Source organism: Clostridium sp. CAG:221, from assembly GCA_000435835.1.
Lineage (GTDB): Bacteria > Bacillota > Clostridia > Clostridiales > Clostridiaceae > Clostridium.
The window spans coordinates 68,160-89,100 of the sequence record FR883405.1; the positions used below are offsets into that span (position 1 = coordinate 68,160).

At 28.4% G+C, this 20,941-nt stretch carries 13 protein-coding genes and 1 pseudogene; 12 read left to right on the forward strand and 2 right to left on the reverse strand.

What is annotated here, in order from left to right:
* Nucleotides 1-102: 102 nt before the first annotated feature.
* Both Q5O44_RS09280 and Q5O44_RS09285 read left to right on the forward strand, forming a co-directional pair.
* Entirely contained in the window at nt 103-1,110 is a 1,008-nt protein-coding gene (locus Q5O44_RS09280) for a dipeptidase (RefSeq protein ID WP_022168139.1), read from the forward strand.
* Nucleotides 1,111-1,124: 14 nt separating this feature from the next.
* Nucleotides 1,125-1,604 carry an LURP-one-related/scramblase family protein gene (locus Q5O44_RS09285; protein WP_022168140.1) on the forward strand — a complete coding sequence of 160 codons (480 nt, stop codon included), beginning with the start codon at nt 1,125-1,127 and terminating at the stop codon, nt 1,602-1,604.
* 175 nt (nt 1,605-1,779) lie between these two features.
* Here the strand turns inward: Q5O44_RS09285 and Q5O44_RS09290 are convergent, their stop codons facing one another.
* Entirely contained in the window at nt 1,780-2,244 is a 465-nt protein-coding gene (locus Q5O44_RS09290) for a TM2 domain-containing protein (RefSeq protein WP_022168141.1), read from the reverse strand.
* 170 nt (nt 2,245-2,414) lie between these two features.
* Here Q5O44_RS09290 and Q5O44_RS09295 point away from each other — a divergent pair, with 170 nt between their 5' ends.
* The 10 genes and pseudogenes from Q5O44_RS09295 to Q5O44_RS09340 form a co-directional block, all read left to right on the forward strand.
* Nucleotides 2,415-2,699, forward strand: a complete 285-nt coding sequence (locus tag Q5O44_RS09295; protein WP_022168142.1) for a hypothetical protein — start codon at nt 2,415-2,417, stop codon at nt 2,697-2,699.
* A 130-nt stretch (nt 2,700-2,829) separates the two neighbouring features.
* Nucleotides 2,830-3,873: an alpha/beta fold hydrolase gene (locus Q5O44_RS09300; protein WP_022168143.1), complete on the forward strand. Its 1,044-nt coding sequence runs from the start codon at nt 2,830-2,832 to the stop codon at nt 3,871-3,873.
* Between the two features lie 19 nt (nt 3,874-3,892).
* Nucleotides 3,893-4,090, forward strand: a complete 198-nt coding sequence (locus Q5O44_RS09305; RefSeq protein WP_022168144.1) for a nucleic acid-binding protein — start codon at nt 3,893-3,895, stop codon at nt 4,088-4,090.
* 15 nt (nt 4,091-4,105) lie between these two features.
* Nucleotides 4,106-4,741, forward strand: a complete 636-nt coding sequence (locus Q5O44_RS09310; RefSeq protein ID WP_022168145.1) for a hypothetical protein — start codon at nt 4,106-4,108, stop codon at nt 4,739-4,741.
* A 93-nt stretch (nt 4,742-4,834) separates the two neighbouring features.
* Nucleotides 4,835-5,335, forward strand: a complete 501-nt coding sequence (locus Q5O44_RS09315) for a GNAT family N-acetyltransferase (protein WP_022168146.1) — start codon at nt 4,835-4,837, stop codon at nt 5,333-5,335.
* An 86-nt stretch (nt 5,336-5,421) separates the two neighbouring features.
* Nucleotides 5,422-6,609, forward strand: a complete 1,188-nt coding sequence (locus Q5O44_RS09320; RefSeq protein WP_022168147.1) for a pentapeptide repeat-containing protein — start codon at nt 5,422-5,424, stop codon at nt 6,607-6,609.
* 129 nt (nt 6,610-6,738) lie between these two features.
* Nucleotides 6,739-9,480 carry a DEAD/DEAH box helicase gene (locus Q5O44_RS09325; RefSeq protein ID WP_022168148.1) on the forward strand — a complete coding sequence of 914 codons (2,742 nt, stop codon included), beginning with the start codon at nt 6,739-6,741 and terminating at the stop codon, nt 9,478-9,480.
* A gap of 57 nt (nt 9,481-9,537) precedes the next feature.
* Nucleotides 9,538-11,736, forward strand: a complete 2,199-nt coding sequence (locus tag Q5O44_RS09330) for a DNA topoisomerase III (RefSeq protein ID WP_022168149.1) — start codon at nt 9,538-9,540, stop codon at nt 11,734-11,736.
* 185 nt (nt 11,737-11,921) lie between these two features.
* On the forward strand, nt 11,922-13,343 hold the full coding sequence (locus Q5O44_RS09335; protein ID WP_302637742.1) for a sensor domain-containing diguanylate cyclase: 1,422 nt from the start codon (nt 11,922-11,924) through the stop codon (nt 13,341-13,343).
* Nucleotides 13,344-13,411: 68 nt separating this feature from the next.
* Nucleotides 13,412-14,575, forward strand: a pseudogene (locus Q5O44_RS09340) (IS1182 family transposase); the annotation flags it as partial.
* A gap of 246 nt (nt 14,576-14,821) precedes the next feature.
* On the opposite strand, the gene Q5O44_RS09345 reads toward Q5O44_RS09340, so the two are convergent.
* Complete coding sequence (locus Q5O44_RS09345) at nt 14,822-20,815, reverse strand: NPCBM/NEW2 domain-containing protein (protein WP_022168152.1); 5,994 nt, start codon at nt 20,813-20,815, stop codon at nt 14,822-14,824.
* Nucleotides 20,816-20,941 lie beyond the last annotated feature (126 nt).

The window sequence follows — 20,941 nt, forward strand, 5'->3', positions numbered from 1 at the left end:
AGAAACTCATAGCAGGGTACTTGATAAACTTAGGTATCCTGCCTTTTATCTATATATGATATAATGAAGAAAATGAAGATAATAAAAATAGGGGGCATTTTTATGAAGGTTGTTGATATGCACTGTGATACTATAGGAGCAATATTTGAAAAAAGGAATAAGGGGATAGCCTGTAATTTAAGGAAGAATGATTTACACCTTGATGTAAATAAAATGGAACAGGGAAATTATCTTATGCAGAATTTTGCCATGTTTATTGATCTTAAAAGATATAAAAATCCTTATAAAACATTATTGGGTATGATAGAGTGCTATGATAAGGAAATAGAAGATAATAAAGATAAGCTTGCTAAAGTTTTAAAATATGAAGATATTGTAGAAAATGAAGCCAATGGGAAAATATCAAGCCTTTTAACTTTAGAAGAAGGTGGAGCATTAGAAGGGAGCTTAGAAAATTTACAGCATATATATAAGAGAGGTATTAGAATGATTACTCTTAATTGGAACTATCCCAATGGAGTAGGGCACCCTAATGTAAAAATTAATGTTGATAAAAATGGAAAGATAATTGAAAAGCCTGATTTTACTAAGGCAGATAAGAATAATGGTCTTACACCATGGGGATTTGAACTATTAGAAGCCATGGAGTATTTAGGAATAATACCTGATGTATCACATTTATCAGATGCAGGTTTTTATGATGTATTAAAGCATAGCAAAAAGCCTTTTGTAGCAAGTCATAGTAATGCAAGAAGCATTTGCAATCATGTAAGAAATATGGATGATGAAATGATTAAGCTACTGGCTAATAAAGGTGGAGTCATGGGAATAAACTTTTGTGCTGCATTTATATCACCAGCAACTAATGGACATGTTTTTGGAACTATAAGTGATACCATTGAACATATAAAATACATAAGAAATATTGCTGGAATTGATTGTATTGGTTTAGGTTCTGATTATGATGGTATACCAGGAAATATTGAAATGAAAGACTGCTCATATATGCCTAGGTTGGCTCATGAGTTATTAAAGAATAAATTTACTTATGATGAAGTGGAAAAGATATTTTCTAAAAATGTATTAAGGCTTTATAAAGAATTATTATAATTTAGGAGAATTTTATGAGATATTACATGAAATCAAAGTTATTTAAAATCAAAGAGGATTTTTGGGTTACTGATGGAAGTGGTAATAAGTGCTTTTTTGTAGATAAGGAGTTTTTTACTTTTGGTCTTCAATTTAAGGTTGAACAAAATAATATGATAAGATATAGAGTACGAGAAAAGCTTTTTAAGTTTTTACCAAGCTATGAAGTATTTAATGAAAATAATGATTTAATTGCCAGAGTACGAAAAAACTTCACATTTTTTAGGGATAGTATAGAAGTGGAGAGTAAGTATGGTGACTTTCAAATAGAAGGAGATTTCTTTGATTTTAACTATAGAATTATTGCTGGAGGTAGAGTTATAGCAGAAATAAATAAGGAGATACTAGCCTTTACTGATAATTATTATGTAGATATTAATTATGATAATGAAGCATTTATCATAGCTTTAGTGGTAATTATTGATGATATAATTGATAAACAGAGAAATCATTGATAATAAAATATAATGAGACATATGAGGCTTTCATCACTTTAATATAGAAAGGGGAGTACGAAAGCAACATATGTCTCATATTTTTCATTTGCAAAAAAATATATAAATTAAGGGAACATTAATGTGAGCTTATTGGAGTGAAGTGGTGAAAGAGTAATTTAATGCCCCTTGTCATTTATACCAAAATATTACCATTGCTATCTTCAGTCTTGCATAATGCAAGTATAAATTCAATAAAAGCAATTATGGCAGGAATACATGTCCAAGAAAATAATAAATATAATATTCCAGCGGCAATTTTTCCTGCATAAAATTTATGAGCGCCAATCCATCCTAGCAAAAGGGCAAGGACACAATAAATAACCTTATTTACTGCTTTTTTATTATTGGCTACATATACAGGACTACCTGTTGGTGAATTATTATTGACATTAATGTCTATTTTTTGGTCGGTGGCATTATTCTTTTTTTTAGTTGTATTTATTTTATTGACTACTATACAGCCTTCAGATTCATAAATTTCCACTTCATCATTTATGTCAGGCGAAAAATTACAAAAAGATTTATTAACCTTTTTAATACTACCATCATCAAGGCCGATAAAAATCAAGTCATCTTCAATTTTAATAATCTTTGCCAATGAAATAGGCACCTCTTTTTTATTATTTATACTTTATTAAAGTATATGTATACAATTTGATAATAATACATTTTGCTTAAATAATAGAAAATATTGCTGTATAGACCTTATGGGAGTATAATTATATTAATATATTGACGTGAATTTATAGTGACTTTTAGGAGGAGAATATGGAAATGGAGAATAATAGTTTAGAAGAAGAGGTAAAGGAAGAACTTATAGATGAGGAAACTGAAAAACTACTTTGTAGACTAGATAAGAAAATAAAAATCTGTAATATTGTAACAATTATTTCTACAGTAGTTTTATTATACTCTGTTTATCATATACGCAGATATGGAACTGATTTGTTAAATGCAGGATCATTTATATGTAGTCTTATTTTAGCACTGGGCTCTTATGCTGATGAGCATAGATTTACAGATTATATCTTAGAAATGGAAAATGAAGAATAACAAAATTAAAAGTGAAAAATTAAAATGAAAAATTAAGGAGGAAACTTTCTTTAGGGGAAAGTTTCTTTTTTTATATTACTTATTTTTTTAATGATATAATATAATTACAAATGGAAATTTAAGGAGAATTATGAAGAGGAAGAATAAAAAGATATGTATTACAGCATTAGGAGTCTTATTGGCGTTTATTATATTGATGAAGATTTATCACAATTATCGGCTTGTACAGGAAAAGAGGGAGTTAGAAGAGTATGGAGTGGGAGAAATTATAAATGTAGATGGAAAAGATATTAACGTATATCAAATAGGAAAACAAGATTCCCAGCAAACTATTGTTTATATACAAGGGCTAGGAAGTGGGGATACAATTATTTCAACAAGGCCACTTTTTGATAAACTAAAAAATGATTTTCATATCTATCTAATAGATCGTGCAGGGAATGGTATGAGCAGTGATACAAAAGCTGATAGAACAGTAGAGGAAATTGTAGAAGAATATCGTTTGGCATTGAAGCAAAGTAGTTCCAATAAAAAGTATATTTTAATGGCCCATTCTATAGGGGGAATGTATGCAGAATACTGGGCAAGTCTCTATCTAGATGAGGTTGAAGCTATAATTTATTTAGATGCCACACCAGCTGAATGCTATGTAGAAGAAGGAAAACCTAAAGTTAGCACTCTAGCAATAGCTAAAGCAGAAAATATTTTTTGTAGCACAGGACTACAGCGATTACTAGTTTCCAAAGATATGCTAATTGGTAAGGATGAAAATGATATTTATACTGATAAGGAAGAGGAATTACGGTTATCACTTATGTATAGAAATACTTATTCAAGAGCAACATATTCTGAAATGAAACTTTATTATGATAATGCAAGAAAAGTGCTTAATAGCAGAGAAATTAAAGATATACTTAAATTATATATAGTAGCAAATAGTTATAATGGAGCTTATTTTGATAATGTCTATAAAGAGCGATTAAATAAGGAATATGATGGAGATAATGAGAAAATAGAAGAAAAAATAGAAAAAGGCAAGGAGCTTTTAACAGATAAGTTAGAATATATAGAAGCATTAGGGAATATAGATATAAAGTACGTTTCAGGTCCGCATGCGGTATATGAATATGCACCAAATGAAATTGCCGATGCGGTAATAAAATTTTTAAAGTAGATTTGGGGGTTATTGAAATATGAGGAAATGTATTAGATGTACCCGTGAAATGGTCGAAAACCTTGATGTTAAGGTAGAGGGAGGTGCTTATGGACTTAAGATAACCAAGCAAGGCATATTTACAGATAATTTAGGTAAGGTAAGCTGTGCTGTATGTCCAAAATGTGGATATATTGAGTTTTATCTTAAGGATGTTTCAAAAATAAAACAAAAATAAAGGAGTGATATTGATATGAAGAGAAAGATGCTGATATGTTTATCACTTTGTGCAGTTTTATTAATGTCTTGTTCTACTGGAAACTCAGATGGTTCCAATAAATCTACCGATGATAAGACAACAATAAGTGAAAGTGAAAATTCTTCTACTGGTGAAAGTACAGAGATAGTTTCTAATGAAGATAATACAGAAAAGATTTCTGAGAATGTTGAAGGGACTGTTACAATAGAGCAGCCAGTAAAAGAAGAAGAAACTTTACCAGATGATAATGAAATTGCTGATGAAAATATGAGTCAAAAGGTGAAAGATTATATTCTTCTTGGACAAGTGGAAAAGCCAGCGGCAGAACAGTTGAAATGGAATGCAAGATTCCTTGAAGAAGTTGATATAGATTCACTTTATAATGAATATGTAGCTAATGGAGGAAATGCAGTAGATGTAGAAGCTGTAGCTAAGTACGTTACTGAAAATGCACCAATTCCAAGTAACTGGCAAGAAATGTTTAAAAAAGAAATAAATAGCACTTATGGAGAAAAAATAAGTAAAGTAGAATATTTAGAAGGTGACTTGTACACTGCATATGTTATAAAGGATGGAAAAGAAGTTCCTTACGTTACAGTAAATGCAAGAACAGGGTATTTTCATGGATAAAGAAGAAGCAGCAGTAGAAATACTGCTGTTTTTTGTATATAATAAATGTAATAAATGATAATTATTTCAAAATAATAACAGAGGTGAGTTTTAATGAATTACTATATAAGACAAGCTGTAGCAGAAGATTATGATGACATAAACAGTCTTATAAAAGATATACATAATATTGAATATGATAATAGACCGGATGTATATTTAGATGAAGACAATAAAAATGGTAGAGATCATTTTATTGCTTTTATTAATGAAGGCAATAATAAGGTATTTGTGGCAGAAAATAGAGAAGAAAATGAATTAGTGGCTTATGCCATATTAAAAATTGTATCATCAAGGAACATTAATAGAAATAATGGTAAAATAGCGTTCTTAGATTCCTTTGCTATAAAGGAAAAGTATAAATCAGCAGGTATTGGAAATAAGTTCTTTAATCACATTGTTAATTTTGTGCGAAAGGAAAAGGCAGTAGCTTTTCAAATGACTATATGGGAATTTAATAAGTATGCCGTTGAGTTTTATGAAAGGCTTGGACTTAGCATTAAAGAACCTGAAATGGAGCTAAGTTTATATTTAGAGGAGGAAATATCAATTTAGGTACTTCCTCTTTTTAGTATATTTAAGAAAGAATGATAGATAATATATAGAGAATAATACTAGGGATAATAATAGAGGTAATATTTATGTCATATGTAAACTTTAAAGAAGAAAAATTTAAAACAGAAAATCAATTAAAAGTACGAAGGGAAAACAATGCACATATAATTAAAAATCTTACAGAACATAAAGAAAGCTTAAATATTGAATATGATAAAAAATATAGTTTTAGAAACATTACTGATAGGGTTATTAATAATTCTAAAACACTAAAAGAAGATGAATTTTTAGAAATAGCCAATGAAACAATTATATGTGCTAGGTTTATCAATTGTAAGTTTTATAATATTAAGTTTAAGGAATGTAATTTTTATGGATGTATTTTTGAAAATTGTGATTTTAGTGGAGGTGGAGTAATATTTGAAAATTGTACTTTAGTTAAAGTGGAAACAGAAAAGACTCCATCGTTAAATGTTAAGGAAAATTTATCTTGTGAATTTATAAATTGTAATATGTATGTAAAATTTCAAGGCTCTGATATTTCATATTTGATAATAGAAGATTCCCTTATAAAAAATACTATCTTAGAACTTACTAATATGAGAAGCATAATAATTAATAAGTGCAATATTGATAAGATGGAAATAGTAGATAGTGATCTTAGTGGTGGGAAATTTTTAAATAATTATATGATTGATTTTAGCTTCAATGATAATCTTAAAACAAAAATGGATGAAAAAACATTTTTTGATAAGATTACTTTAAAATATAACAATAGAGATGAATACGAGGGTATATATGAAATATATGAAAATATCGCTGATAAATTTAAAGATAATAATTTAAAAAATAATTTTGGTGAATATTATTATTTATGTAGAAACGTTCAAAGAAAATCATTAAAAATAGTACCTAAGTTTTTTTCATATATTAATTGGATTGCTACAGGATATGGTGAAAGGGTTTTAGCACCATTTATAACATCTCTAATTATAATTATTATTTGTGCAATAGCATATTTAGTAGTGGGAATTGATATTGAAGATAATATGGTAAGATATGGATTGCATACTATAAAAAATTTTGATATAAAAACTTTTATATTTGATTTTAATGAAGCATTTACCTTAAGTGTAGGGATGTTTGCAGGGGTAGGAGTAGTTAATTGTATTCCTGGTGCTTATGGCTACGTTATTGCAAATATTGAGATGATACTAGGATTTATTATGATGGGAATAGCAATTGGAATTTTAACTAGAAGGTTTGTTAGATAAAAAAGAAAAAAGATTAATTATCTAAAAATGATAATTAATCTTTTTTATTTGATTTATCATTTTTTATTATAGTTTATGACAGAAGAAAATTTATAATATATAATAAGGTTAAATTATAAAGGATGTGATATGGAGATGGGTTCAAATAAATGTACTTTAAGAAAAGAAATTAAAAATGAAATAGCAAAATACATAGACAATGAATTTATGAATGAAACCATGAAGGAAATTGTTAATTACATAAAGACAACCAGTAAGGTTGTAATTGATGACTCTAATTATGATGAAAGTGATATAGACTCTAGAGTGGAATTAAAAGATAATGGAGCTTTTAATATCCATGATTATATGTATGTGAAGGACTTTCTTTATGAATTATCTTGGGAAGGTTCATATGTTGAAGTTTTAGAAGAAGATGAAGATACTATTGAAGGTAAAAAAGTGTTTAAGTATGAAGGCAAGGATATAGCTACTGTTATATATGAAAAAGTAGATGCTATCATGGAAACAAAGAAAGGTAAGCTATATAAAGAATTTAAAAAGAGATATACTGAAGAATATCTTTTTAATAGTGTTAGGTGGTATAAGAGAAGCCGTGAAGGTAAAATTTATTATGATATAGATTTAGAAGAAATAAGTGATGATAAAAAAAGAAGCTTACAAGAAATGATAAAGACTGAGGTAGGAAATGCCTTTAAAAGCAGATGGGGAAGTCCTGTAGCAAGTAAAGTGTCTTCACTAGAAGATAAATTGCTTTTAGATATATATGAAAGAGGATGCAGTCTTTTAGGAGTAGAAAATGAATATTATATAGAATTTGTAAGTGAAGATAATAGCTATAATGAAGAAGCTCTAATAAAACTTATGGAAAAGAATGTTAAAGAAGCTGTTTCAATGGCTAAAGGTATCAATAGACTTAAGGTTAAGGTTATTAATTCCATTGATAGTAAGCTTGATAATCTTATTAATATGAAGATTTATAAAACTGAAGATCATATGAATTTATTCTTAGAAAATGCTAGAGAAATGGTCTTTGGCTATTATAAAAGCGTAAATTTAAAAGGATTTAGAAATCAACTTATATATAAGGAAGATAAAATTAAGCAGATAATAAGAAGAATAGCTATAGTTGAAAATATCATATACAATAATTATTTAGAGAAAAATGAAAATGCACCATCATTGGAAGAAATGGAAGAGTTTAAGGAGTGTATTCCATGGATATGCTTAAAAGGGTTAGTATGGGCATCAGAAAATATTTATATTAAAAATAAAGCAAAAGATGAAATTAAAGAAATAATTTTAGATAATCCGATAGATGAATATAAAGAAACAAGACGTATGAAAAGACACTTTTATCTTCATGTTGGTGAAACTAATACAGGTAAAACTTATTCAAGTATTAAAAGGCTCATGGAAGCTGAAAGTGGAGTGTATTTAGCACCACTTAGATTGTTAGCCTTAGAAATTCAAGATAAGCTTAATAGTGAAAATATAGCTTGTTCTCTTTTAACAGGAGAAGAAGAGGACATCATTACTTATGCTTATCATGTATCATCTACCATTGAAAAATTACAATTAGGCACGCCTTATGATGTATGTGTCATTGATGAAGCACAAATGATTGCTGACAACCAAAGAGGTTGGGCATGGACGAGAGCTATAATTGGAGTATTAGCACCGGAAGTGCATATTTGTATGGCACCAGAAGCACTTGATATAGTAATTAAGCTAATAAAAGATTGTGATGACACATATGAAGTTATACGTCATAAAAGAGATACTGAATTAATTGTTGAAGATAAGAAGTTTAATTTGGAGAGAGATGTTAAAAAAGGTGATGCTTTAGTTGTATTTGGAAAGAAAAAAGCTTTGGCAGTTTCTGCACAATTGCTTAATAATAACATAAAGACAAGTATTATTTATGGCTCGCTACCATATTCCACAAGAAAAAAGCAGTTTGATAGATTTTTAAGTGGTGAAACTGAAGTAATAGTATGTACAGATGCCATAGGTATGGGAGTGAATTTACCTATAAAACGTATTGTATTTTTAGAAACTAGAAAGTATGATGGAGTGTCCATGAGAAAATTAAGGGTATCTGAAATAAAACAGATAGCTGGTAGAGCAGGACGTAAAGGTATTTACGATAAAGGCTATGTTGCAACAACCAAGGACATTGATCTTATAAGAGATGCATTAAAAGCAAAGCCAAAGAAAATTGAAAAGTGTTATGTTGGCATTCCAGAGTCGCTAATAAATATTGATATAGATATCATAGATGCATTAAAGACTTGGAGTTCTATGTCACTGAAAGGTTTCTATGAAAAAACTGATATTACAAGAATTATTTATCTTTTAAATAGACTTAAAAAGTTGGATATAGATGTATCTAATGAGGATATCATTAAGATGGCAACAATTCCCTTTGAAGAAAATAATAAGACAGTTTTTGCTTTGTGGGAAGAATATTGCATGATGTATAGTGCTGGTGCAGTAAATTTAATGAAACCAACATTAAAGAAAAATGCCAGTGCAAAAAAAGAGCTTGATGAGCTAGAAAGTTATTATAAATCACTGGATTTAAATTATTCCTTTGGTAAGAATTTTAATATGATGATTAATAATAGATTTATTTGCAGTGAAAAAGAAAATACAGCAAATAAGATAAATGAATTACTTTTAACAAACCTTCTTGATCATGAAAGAGTATGTATAGGTTGTGGTAAGAAACTATCTTGGGATTATCCAAGCGATAGATGTAGAATGTGTAAAATAATAAATGATTCTAAAAAAGAAAGATATGATTATAGATTTAGAGAAAGAAGACATGCAGACTATAGAAAAAATAGACGCAGAAGAAGATATTAATACTGATAAAATGTTATATGATATAATAAAGTAAAACTACAATGAAGAGGTAAAAATATGAGTAAAATATTAGTTTTAGCTGAAAAACCTTCAGTAGGAAGAGATTTAGCAAGAGTATTAAAGTGTAATCAAAATAAAGGTTCATATATAGAAGGAAACAAGTATATAGTTACTTGGGCAATGGGACACTTAGTTGGACTTATGGATCCAGAAGGATATGATAATAAATATAAAGAATGGAAGATGGAAACACTACCAATGCTACCAAAGTATATGAAGCTTACTGTGCTTAAAAAAACTGCTAAACAGTATAATGAAGTTAAAAAGCTTATGAACAGAGGCGATGTTAGTGAAATAGTTATTGCCACAGATGCAGGAAGAGAAGGTGAGCTTGTAGCTAGATGGATTATTGAAAAGGCAGGAGTTAATAAGCCACTTAAAAGATTATGGATTTCATCACAAACTGATAAAGCTATCTTAGATGGTTTTAAAAATTTAAAGCCAGGCAGTGACTATGACAATTTATATAAAGCAGCTGTTTGTAGAGCAGAGGCAGATTGGCTAGTAGGTTTAAATGTGACTAGAGCCTTAACTTGTAAGCATAATGCTCAATTATCAGCAGGTAGAGTTCAATCTCCAACACTTGCCATGATAGTTAATAGAGAAGAAGAAATTAGAAGTTTTAAGCCTAAAACATATTATACTTTAGGGGCTAATGCCAATGGATATAAATTATCATGGGTTAACAAGGATAATAAGCCAAGAATATTTGATGAAGAATTTGCTAAGAAAATTGAAGGAAAGCTAAGAAATGCTGAAGGACAAATTGTAAATATCGTAGAAGCTAATAAAAAGAAATATTCACCAGCTTTATATGATTTAACTGAACTTCAAAGAGATGCCAATAAGATATGGGGATATTCAGCAAAGCAAACTTTAAGCATAATGCAAAGACTTTATGAAAATTATAAGATATTAACTTATCCAAGAACTGATTCAAGATATATAACCACTGATATAGTTGCAACTATTCCAGATAGATTAAAAGCTATTGCCATTGGTGAGTATAGAGCCACAGCTGATGCACTATTAAAAACTAAGATAAATGGTCATAAGGGATTTGTAGATAATTCTAAGGTAAGTGATCACCATGCCATTATTCCTACAGAACAAAAGCCAAATTTAGCATTACTTTCTTCAGAAGAAAGAAAAATTTATGATTTAGTGGTGAAGAGATTCTTAAGCGTAATGCTTCCACCATTTGAATATGTGCAAACTACCATTGAAGCAAATGTAGAAGGTGAAAGACTTATTGCTAAAGGTAAAGTGGTTAAATCAAAGGGGTGGAAAAAGTTATATGATCATTTAGAAGAAGATAACTGCGAAGATGATATAAAAGAGCAAGTACTTCCTAAAGTAAATAAAGGTGATAAAGTTAGTTTAACTAAGATTGAATTAAAGACAGGTCAAACTAAAGCACCAGCAAGATTTACCGAAGCTACACTTTTATCAGCTATGGAAAATCCTCATAAGTATATTAATGTAGGAAAAGAAGCAGCTAAGACTTTAGGTGAAACAGGTGGTCTTGGAACAGTTGCCACAAGAGCTGATATTATTGAAAAGCTATGTAATTCTTTTGTTATAGAAAAGAAAGGTAAAGAAATAGTACCTACTTCAAAAGGAAAGCAACTTATAGAGCTTGTACCAGCTGATTTAAAATCACCACTTTTAACAGCTAAATGGGAAAAGCAGCTTGATGAAATAGCTAAAGGTAAGAGAAATGATCATGGATTTATTAAAGATATGAAAAATTATTCTGTGGCTTTAGTGGAAGATGTTAAGAGTGCTAATTCTAAATTTGTTCATGATAATAAAACAGGTAAGAAATGCCCTAACTGTGGTAAATACCTATTAGAAGTTAAAGGTAAAAATGGCACAATGAATGTTTGCCAAGATAGAGAATGTGGTTATAGAGAAAGTGTATCTAGAATTACCAATGCAAGATGTCCTGAATGTAAGAAGAAATTAGAAATTAGAGGACAAGGTGAAGGAAAGATATACGTTTGTACAGGAACTAATTGTAACTTTAGAGAAAAAGCATCTTCCTTTGAAAAAAGATTTGATAAAAAGGGAAAAGTAGATAAAAGAGAAACTCAAAGAATCATGGCTAAGATGAAAAAAGAAGCAGAAAAGGAAGCAATGGAGGATAATCCATTTGCAGCTTTACTTGGCAATATGAAATTTGATAATAAGTAAATTTAAAGATATAGAATTAAAAATAGGAAGTTAAAAAAGTTTTAATTAAATTGACAAAATATATAAAAAATACTTAATATTATACAAAGATTATACGAAAATAATAATATGTTAAATAATAGAAGAAAGGATAATGTATAATAATAAGTTTAAAGTAGTTATACAGGATAAATATGGGGAAAAGGGTGAAAAAATCTTTATCAACACTGAAGTTATATGATAAGATAGTTTTAAGTGCAACTGTTATACTTATAATAATTTCACTAATTCTTACAGTGGTGAGTATAGATAATATAACAAAAAGCAAAATTGAAGAAGTAGAACAATATTTAGCAACTCTAACTATGGATTTTAAAGATAATGTAGATGGTTTTCTTAAGGAAAAAATTGATTTGTTAAAATTTATAGCATCATTTCCTGAAATATACAATATGAATTGGGATGAACAGTATAAATTTTTAAAAGAGAAAACAATATATTCAAAATTTGAGCATATGTTTATTTTGGATAATGAAGGATATGGTTATTATGTTCAAAGTGATGAAATTAAAGAACAATCACATGAAGAGTTTTTTCAGAATATTAAAGATAAAGAAGAATATATAACGGAACCATTTTTAGAAGAGTACCAAAATAGATCAATTACAACTATAAGTGTTGCAATTTATAATAATGGAAATAGAGTTGGAACTTTATGTGGTGCTCTGAATTTAAAGGAAATAAACGATAAGATTCAAAGTGTGAAAGTTAAGAAAAGCGGTTTTGGCTTTGTAATTAATAATAATGGTAATTATGTTGTAAGTAATGATATGAATCTAGTTCATAACAAAATTAATATTTTTGAACTTGAAAATTATGATGCTACATTATTAGATAGTGACAAGAAAAATGATAATGGATTAATGGTAATTAATGGGGAGAATTATTATGCAAATTATTCATTACTGGATGGTGTACCTTGGAAAGTTGTTTTTGTTGTGTCTGTAAGGGAAGTTTTAGAGGAAATTAGAAATATCAAGTATTTACAGTATTTTAGTACAATGTTGTTCATAATTTTGCTAGGTCTTATTGTACGTATAATTGCAAAGTATATAAGAAATGATAAGTTGGTATATATAGATTCATTAACTCAAATTGCTAATAGAAATAAATGTAATTATATATTTACTAGAATTGATAATGGTTACAAAGAAGACTTGGCTATAATATCCATAGATTTAAATGACTTTAAAATTGTGAATGATACAATGGGACATAATGTTGGAGATGAGCTTTTATGTGATTTTGCAAAAATATTAAAATTAACCTTTGAAAAATATGGATTTATTGGACGTATGGGGGGAGATGAATTCATTGTTATATTAAGTGGATATGACGTAACTAAGGTTAAAAAAATTATACGAGAATTTAATAATAATATATTAAGCTTTAATACAATAAATAATAAGAAATATAAAATATCAGCTTCATGTGGATATGCTATAAGAAAAAAAGATGAAATTATATCATTGAAAGAAGTTTATAAAAAAGCTGATAAAAATATGTATCTCAATAAAAGAGAATTAAAACTTGCATCTAATAACAAAGAAGGGGCTGTATCAAAATAATATTTGATACTAACCGATAAAAAAAGGGAATTCGTATTTGAATTCCCTTTTTTGCATATAATATCGTTATGAAAAACTTCAAAAAGAATGTGATACCTATGCAACAAATAGGTTTTCCAATACAGGTCCCTTTTATACCTAAAGAAAATGATCCTGTAAGACTGCTATTTGAAGTTACGGAGGGATTAGATTATACAAATTTATATAAAACATACTCTACATTAGGTAGAAATCCAGCAGTCGATCCAGTCACTTTATTTAGGCTATTAATATATGGAGATATGAATAAAATATACTCCAGTAGAGAATTAGAAAAAGCTTGCAAACGTGATATAAACTTTATTTGGCTTTTGCAGGGGCAAAAGGCTCCGGATCATAATACAATTGCTAGATTTAGAAGTCAACGTTTAGCAAATTGCCTTCGTGATTTATTTAATCAACTTATTATTTATTTAGGAGAAAATAATGAAATTCAATATGAAAATTTATTTGTAGATGGTACAAAAATCGAAGCGAATGCTAATAAGTATACTTTTATATGGAAAAAAGCAACTGATAAATTTGAAAATAAACTACAAGAAAAAATTAAAGATACTTTAAAACATTTAAAAGATGAGTTAGGTATAAAAATCAATATTAACAATGATAAAATAACAGTTGATTTCGTATCTAAAATATTACACAAGTTAGATACTATTAAAATTGAAAATAAAATTGAATTTGTTCATGGAAAAGGTAAAAGAAAAAGCAAATTGCAAAAATACTTTGAATCACTTGAAGAATTTATAGAAAAACAAAGTAAATATGATGAATATAATAGCATCTTTGATGGTCGAAATAGCTTTTCAAAAACTGATAAAGACGCGACTTTCATGCATATGAAAGAAGACCATATGAAAAATGGTCAACTTAAACCAGGGTATAATATTCAAATTGGTGTTGAAGGAGAATACATAGTCGGTGTTGATGTTTCAAGTGAAAGAGCAGATCAATTAACATTCATACCATTTCTTAATAAACTTGAAAATGATTTACCTGAAAAATTTAAAAATGTTATAGCTGACGCTGGATACGAAAGTGAAGAAAATTATAAATATTTAAGTGAACATAATCAAAATCCATATATTAAACCACAAAACTACAAAAAGTCAAAAAGTAAAAAATTTAAAAATGATATTAGTAAGAGAGAAGATATGACTTATAATGCTGAGGATGATTATTACATATGTGCATATGGAATATTATTATTCACATATTCATTTTTCTTCTGTTTTACTTTAACATCTCCTGCCAACCCTACAGTTTCTAAACTATAAAGTGCTGCAAAAGACATTACACCCCCTACTCCAGCACCATTTGCATAAAAATGCACACCCCCTAGTAAAAATTCAACTAAGAGATGTGCATAAACACTGAAAAAGCCTAAAAACAGTCAAAGTGCATATTAAAAATAATTAATTTTACTATTCTATATATTATTATCTATTATCAAGCATAAACATAAATTGTGATGTATAATTATCAACTTCATCTTCATATACTAAAGTAATTGTATATATATATGAGTCAAAATTTGTAGTATCTATTGTTACAACTCCATTTTCATCTACACAATCTTTTATATCTAAAGTAGTATATTCATGTGTTTTATTATGCTTCACTATTACTGATTTTGGTAATAATTTTTCACCATTTCTATTTATAACATCCAAGTTTACAGTTGCTTTATTATCTTTTGAATAAATACTCCCTGGCATTAATCCACCTAAAACATTTGCTTTTAAATCTTTTAATTTTTTAAGATTTTTAAGTGGTGATAAATCTCTTATTTCATTATAGTCTATATCTAATGATTCTAAGTTTATGGCATGTTGTAACCCTTCTAAACTTTCTACTTGTGATACTTTTAGTGAAGTAAGCTTTCTCATTTCTCCAACTGTTATTTCACCTGATATTCCAAGTTCTTTTTGTATACTAGCTTTTAAAAATTCATCTTTTATTTGCACTGTTTCATTTAAATTAACTTCTACTAATGAATCCATAGCTTCTTTTAATTTTTCAATAGCTTTGTCTATTGTTTCTTGATTAGCTGAACTTAAAGCTTCTTTACCAACATTTATTGCATTTTCTAATCTTTCAATAGATTCTTGAGTATAATTATTTAAATTTATATTTTCAGCTTTTGTTAAAACTTCTTCTAATTTAGCTGTATTAAATTTTGCTATATTTCTAAATCTTGCCTCTGCCCAGTCTGCATGATCCCAAGTAATACCATTAGTTGCTGAATCTACTACTAATTTAACTTCATTAGAGTTTCTAACATCTACCATTAAACGTTGTTTTGGTGAATTTGATTTCATAACATCAGTTTCTGCTTTTAATTTACCATCTACATAAACCTTAAATATAACACTTGATGCACTTTGATTTGATACAAATTCATCAAGACCTACCCAAGTATCAAATATATCATATCCTGTTGAATCATATACTATTTCTGAATAAGAATGAGTTCCTATACCCTTTTTAAAAGTATCATAAGTTCCATTTTCATTTAAAAGTTTTATAGGTTGTTGTCTTACTGATTTATCTTTACCTATAGCCCCTGAACCTATTGTTGCTGATTTCCATTCTAAATCAGATACATAAGTTTCTTCATCTGTAATTGCTACTTTTCTTGTAAATTCAGTTGTTAAGTTATCACTGTCTGTTACAGAATATACAACATCAAATATTCCAACTTTTCCTTTTTCATAATCTGTTTTTACATTTATTTTAGAAGTTAAGTTTCCATCTTCATAATCAGTTGCTGTTATTCCTTGAAGTAAATCTACTTCCTCATTTACATTAAATACTGCTAAATCTTTACCTTCTATTACTGGTTTTGAATAATTTTTATATAATTTAGTATCTGCCCAAGATGCAAAATCTCCTACTAAGTTTCCATCTACATCATCAGCAATTAAAGTAAGTTCTTTAACTCCTGTAACATCTAATCTTACATATTCTGCAGGAGTATTTGTTTTTATTACATCAGAAGTATAAACTTCTTTTCCATCAGCAAGTATTCTAAATCTTATTGTTGTACTTCCTAAGTTATAGTTTTTATCTGTTCCCACATATGTTGTAAAATAGTTGTAATTTCCATCTAAATTATATACTATTTTAGCATTTGTTGCAGCACCAATACCTTTATCAAAAGTTTTAACAGTTCCATCTACGTTAAGTTTAATCTTATTAGTTGAGCCAACTGCCATATCTTTAACAACACTTCTCCATCCAGTTGTAGCTGACTCCCAATTCATATCTGATAAATATTTGCTTTGACCATAAACTACTATTGTTCTTTCCTTTGTAGTTATATTTGAATCACTATCAGTTACTGTGTATGTTACTTTGTATGTTCCTACTTTGTTTGATGAAAATCCACCATCATTTACTACTATATTTGAAGTTATGTTGCCATCTTCTTGATCACTTGCAACTACTCCATCCATTAAATTTAATTCAGTATTTTTCTCAATCATTGTAAATTCTTCAAATGTTAAAGTTGGGAATTTAGCTTTTATTATTTTTTCAGCATTATCCAATTCAACTTTGAATAATTCATATGCTGGATGATTTTTAACCTCTTCTCTTAAAGCTTCTAATTTTTCTAAAGTATTATAGCTTTGTGCTACTTCTGTTTTGTTTTCATCTGTAAATAAACCAGCCATTTTATCTGCTAATTTATCTTCTTTATAAAATGCCACTTCACCGAAGCTTGCCCATTCTCCACTTGCTTTTACAAATTTAAACTTCACTCTTCTTGCATTTACTTTGCTCATATTAAATTCAACAGTATCGCTTATTGCTCCAGAATATGAGCCTTGTCCTGCTAAATAGAAATCATCTCCTGATTCACTTTCTGATACATATATTTCAAATTCAATAGCAAAACCTTTGTTATTTCCGTCACGTCTTGATGCATATGCCATCTTGCTTATTTCTTGAACTTCACCTAAATCAAATGTTACTTCATTTTTAAATGAACTATTATTTGGAGAGTTTGTCTCCCAATGAGTATTTATTTTTCCATCTATTGCATTGCCTATTACACTGTTTCCGTAATTTCCTGCATTATTTTTTGCAGATACTATAGGTAATTTAAACTCTTCGTTATATCCATCTAAATTTGAGAACTGCCCATACTTAGATTTTGTAACTGTATAATCTTCAGATACTGTAACATATATTTTTTTACTTGTTACATTGTTATCTTTATCAGTTACTTTATATACAACTTCAAATTTTCCTATTTTATCTTTTTCAAAACTATTTGATTCAATTTCAATTTTTGATGTTAAATTTCCATCTTCCACATCAATTGCTTCAACACCTTCTCTTGGATTGAAATCTTGTCCAAGTTTTAAGTTTTTATTTTCTGCTATAATTTTTGGTTTAGCATTATTTGTAGTTAATTTTGGATTAGCTATTAGTCCATGGTCTGCTGTATTTCCATTTTCAGCATCAGAAACTTCAATTACAAGCTCTTTAACACCTGATACAGGAACATTTACATAAGCCATGTTGTCATAATATCCTAAAACATCTGTAGATGCTAAAACTTTACCATCTGCTATTATTTTAAATTTGATACTTGAATTATTATTTGGTTGTATTGATGATTGATCAACTCCAAGTAATGCCTCAAATGTATCATATTCTTTATCTGATAAATCATAAGTTATCTTACCATTAGCATGTATTCCAAAACCTTTTTCAAATGTTTTTATATTTCCATTTACTCTACCTTGTATATTAGAGTTTCTTCTTGGAGTCCCCCATGCTGTTGATACAGATTTCCACTCAAAATCTGATAAATAATCATAGTCACTTACTACTTTTACATTTAATATTTTATTAAAAGTTACATCATTATCTTCTACTGTATATTTAACTTGATAGTTTCCATGCTTAGTAGTATCTACATTACTTTCAAATTTAACTTTTGATGTTATGTCACTTCCTGAGTGAGTAAATCCTTTAACATAATCCATAGCATTAAATTCTTCATTTAAATTTAATGTTATAGTTTCTTGTTGAATACTTATGCTTGGTGTTAATGAATTTATTTGTACTTTATCACCTGTTGATAAATTTTTTGCATAAGGTATTACTTCATAATTTATATTTTCACTTATATTAGTTGCCTCTGAATCTGTATAAGTTCCAGATGTAGTAAACCCTATCACTTTTCCATTTTTCACTATTTCATAACCAAGGAAGTCATCTTTTGCTTCACTAGCAATACTCATGCTTAGTTTTATTCCAGAATTTGATTTTGATAATGAAACTTCTAAAGAAGTATCTTTGTTTTCAAATCCATTTCCTTCATAATTCATAGCACTAGTATTTAAATACCATATTTTTTGTCCTACATTTGAATATTTCTCTTTTAATCTATTTTTACATTCATCTGATAATTTAAATCCATATTTGTCAAAATAATTACTTAGATTCATACCTATAATTTCTGATGAATATTCAGCAAATAAATCTTGCTTTTCTTGTGTAGTGCTAGGATTAGGTTTTCTCTTTCTATATAATGCTTCTAACTCTGGCCAATAAGTATTTTTCTTTATTTGTAGTTGCCAGAACATTCCTAGTTTTTCAGAATAATCTAATTCTTCGTACGTTTTTAATGATTTCTCTGGTGCTAAATACTCATATAATTTATCATATTGTACTCTATCATTTAATCCATTTTTTATATAAGCATTGTTTGCCCACATATTATTAGTAACTTCGCCCCACTCTCTTGCCTTTATATCCATTTGGTGTCCGGCTTCATGAAGCATTCCCCAAAGTATACTGTTTATACTACTTTCATCAGTTCTTAATACAATTTCTTGTATATGTCTTTGAATACCTATATGATCAGTATATGCATAAGCTGCACCATAAGGTTGCATTAACCTTACTGCTGTTCTAACATTTGTAGAATCATTATCTGGATCGCTAGTATCATCTTTTAATCCAGCAAAATCAAATGCTTCTTGGAATTTCTTATTCCAAACATCTACACTTTCTTCAACATCTACGTTTTCATTTACATATACTTTATATGCTGCTTTTGCAGTTCCTGTGTATAATACTCTTTTTGTACTGAATTCATATATATCAACTGTATTTTCAGGATCTTTATCTAGCTTTTCTTTATATTCTTTTAATAATTTTAAGAATTTTTCTTTATCATCTCCTGGTTTGAATGATGGGAAGAATTCTCCACCTTCTATACGTACAACTGGAGCTTTTCCTTGTTGTTCAGGTGTATATTTGTTTATTAAATATACTGCTCCACCCTTTGTAGATTTCATACTCCATGAGTCACTATATATTTCAGGTACTGTTATAACATTCATACCCTTTTGTAATTGATACTCTTTTTTCCAGTAACCAAATCTACCTTCTTGCTGAGTAAATGCAATTATTGGAAGTGGTGCCCCGTCTTCTGCATCAACAAAAACTCTAAATACTTGTCCTGGTTTTGCCACTATACCTGTAGATTGTAAGTCTGTACCAAAAGTAGACATTTTTAATTGATTTCTTGCTTTTGCATGTGTATCACCATATTGTGTCAGTGTAAATGTTCTATCTGAGTAATCTTTATCACCTTTTAAAATTTCTTTTGCTAAATCTATAGAATATACTAATTGTTCTTTTAAAGGATGATTATTAAGTTCCGCTTCTAAATTATTTATTACATCTATATTGTTATATTCATCTTTTAACTTTGTCATTGTACCATCTGTAAAAATATTATTTATTATTTCAGATAGTGTATCCTTTTTATAAAGCATAAACTCTGAGGCAGATGCCCAATTTTGATTAGCTTTTTTGAATTTAAATTTTACTCTTTTAAATTCTGTTTCTTCAAATTCTATTTCTACTATATCTCTAGTAGAATCTGTATATTTTCCTTGGCTTACTAAAGTGAAATCATCCCCATTGTCTGTAAGTGAAGAGTATATTTCAAATTCTTCAGCAAAACCTTTACCTTTGGCACCATCTTGTCTTGCACCATATACTATTCTATTTAATTTCGTCACTTCCTCTAGTGTAAGTATTACTTCATTTTCAAAGGTTTCACTGTTAACTTTTCCTGTTTCCCAATGAGTACTAAAGTTTCCATCAATAGCTTTAGATATGTTTGATGATGAATATTGTCCTCCGTTATTAGCTATTGAAATTATTTTAGAATTATCTAATTTAAAAGCTTTATTATACTCTTCTAAATAACTACTATTAAGTAAATCAAACTTACTTACTTTAGATTGATTTAATTGTATATTTCCATTTTCTTCATTTGATATACTTCTAGATAATTTGATATCTTCTTTTATCTCACTAGCAAAAACATCTATAGTTTGTGCTGAAAAGTTAAAAGTGGTTGCTAACATAATTAAGGCTGATAGTTTTCTTCTGTGCATATTTCTCCCCCAAAGTAATTTATTGTCTCATAAGTACATTAAGTTGATATAAAAAAAAAGCTACTCTAAAGAGTTTACCTATTATTTTTACACGTCATTCTACCATTATATACATATTGGGTCAAT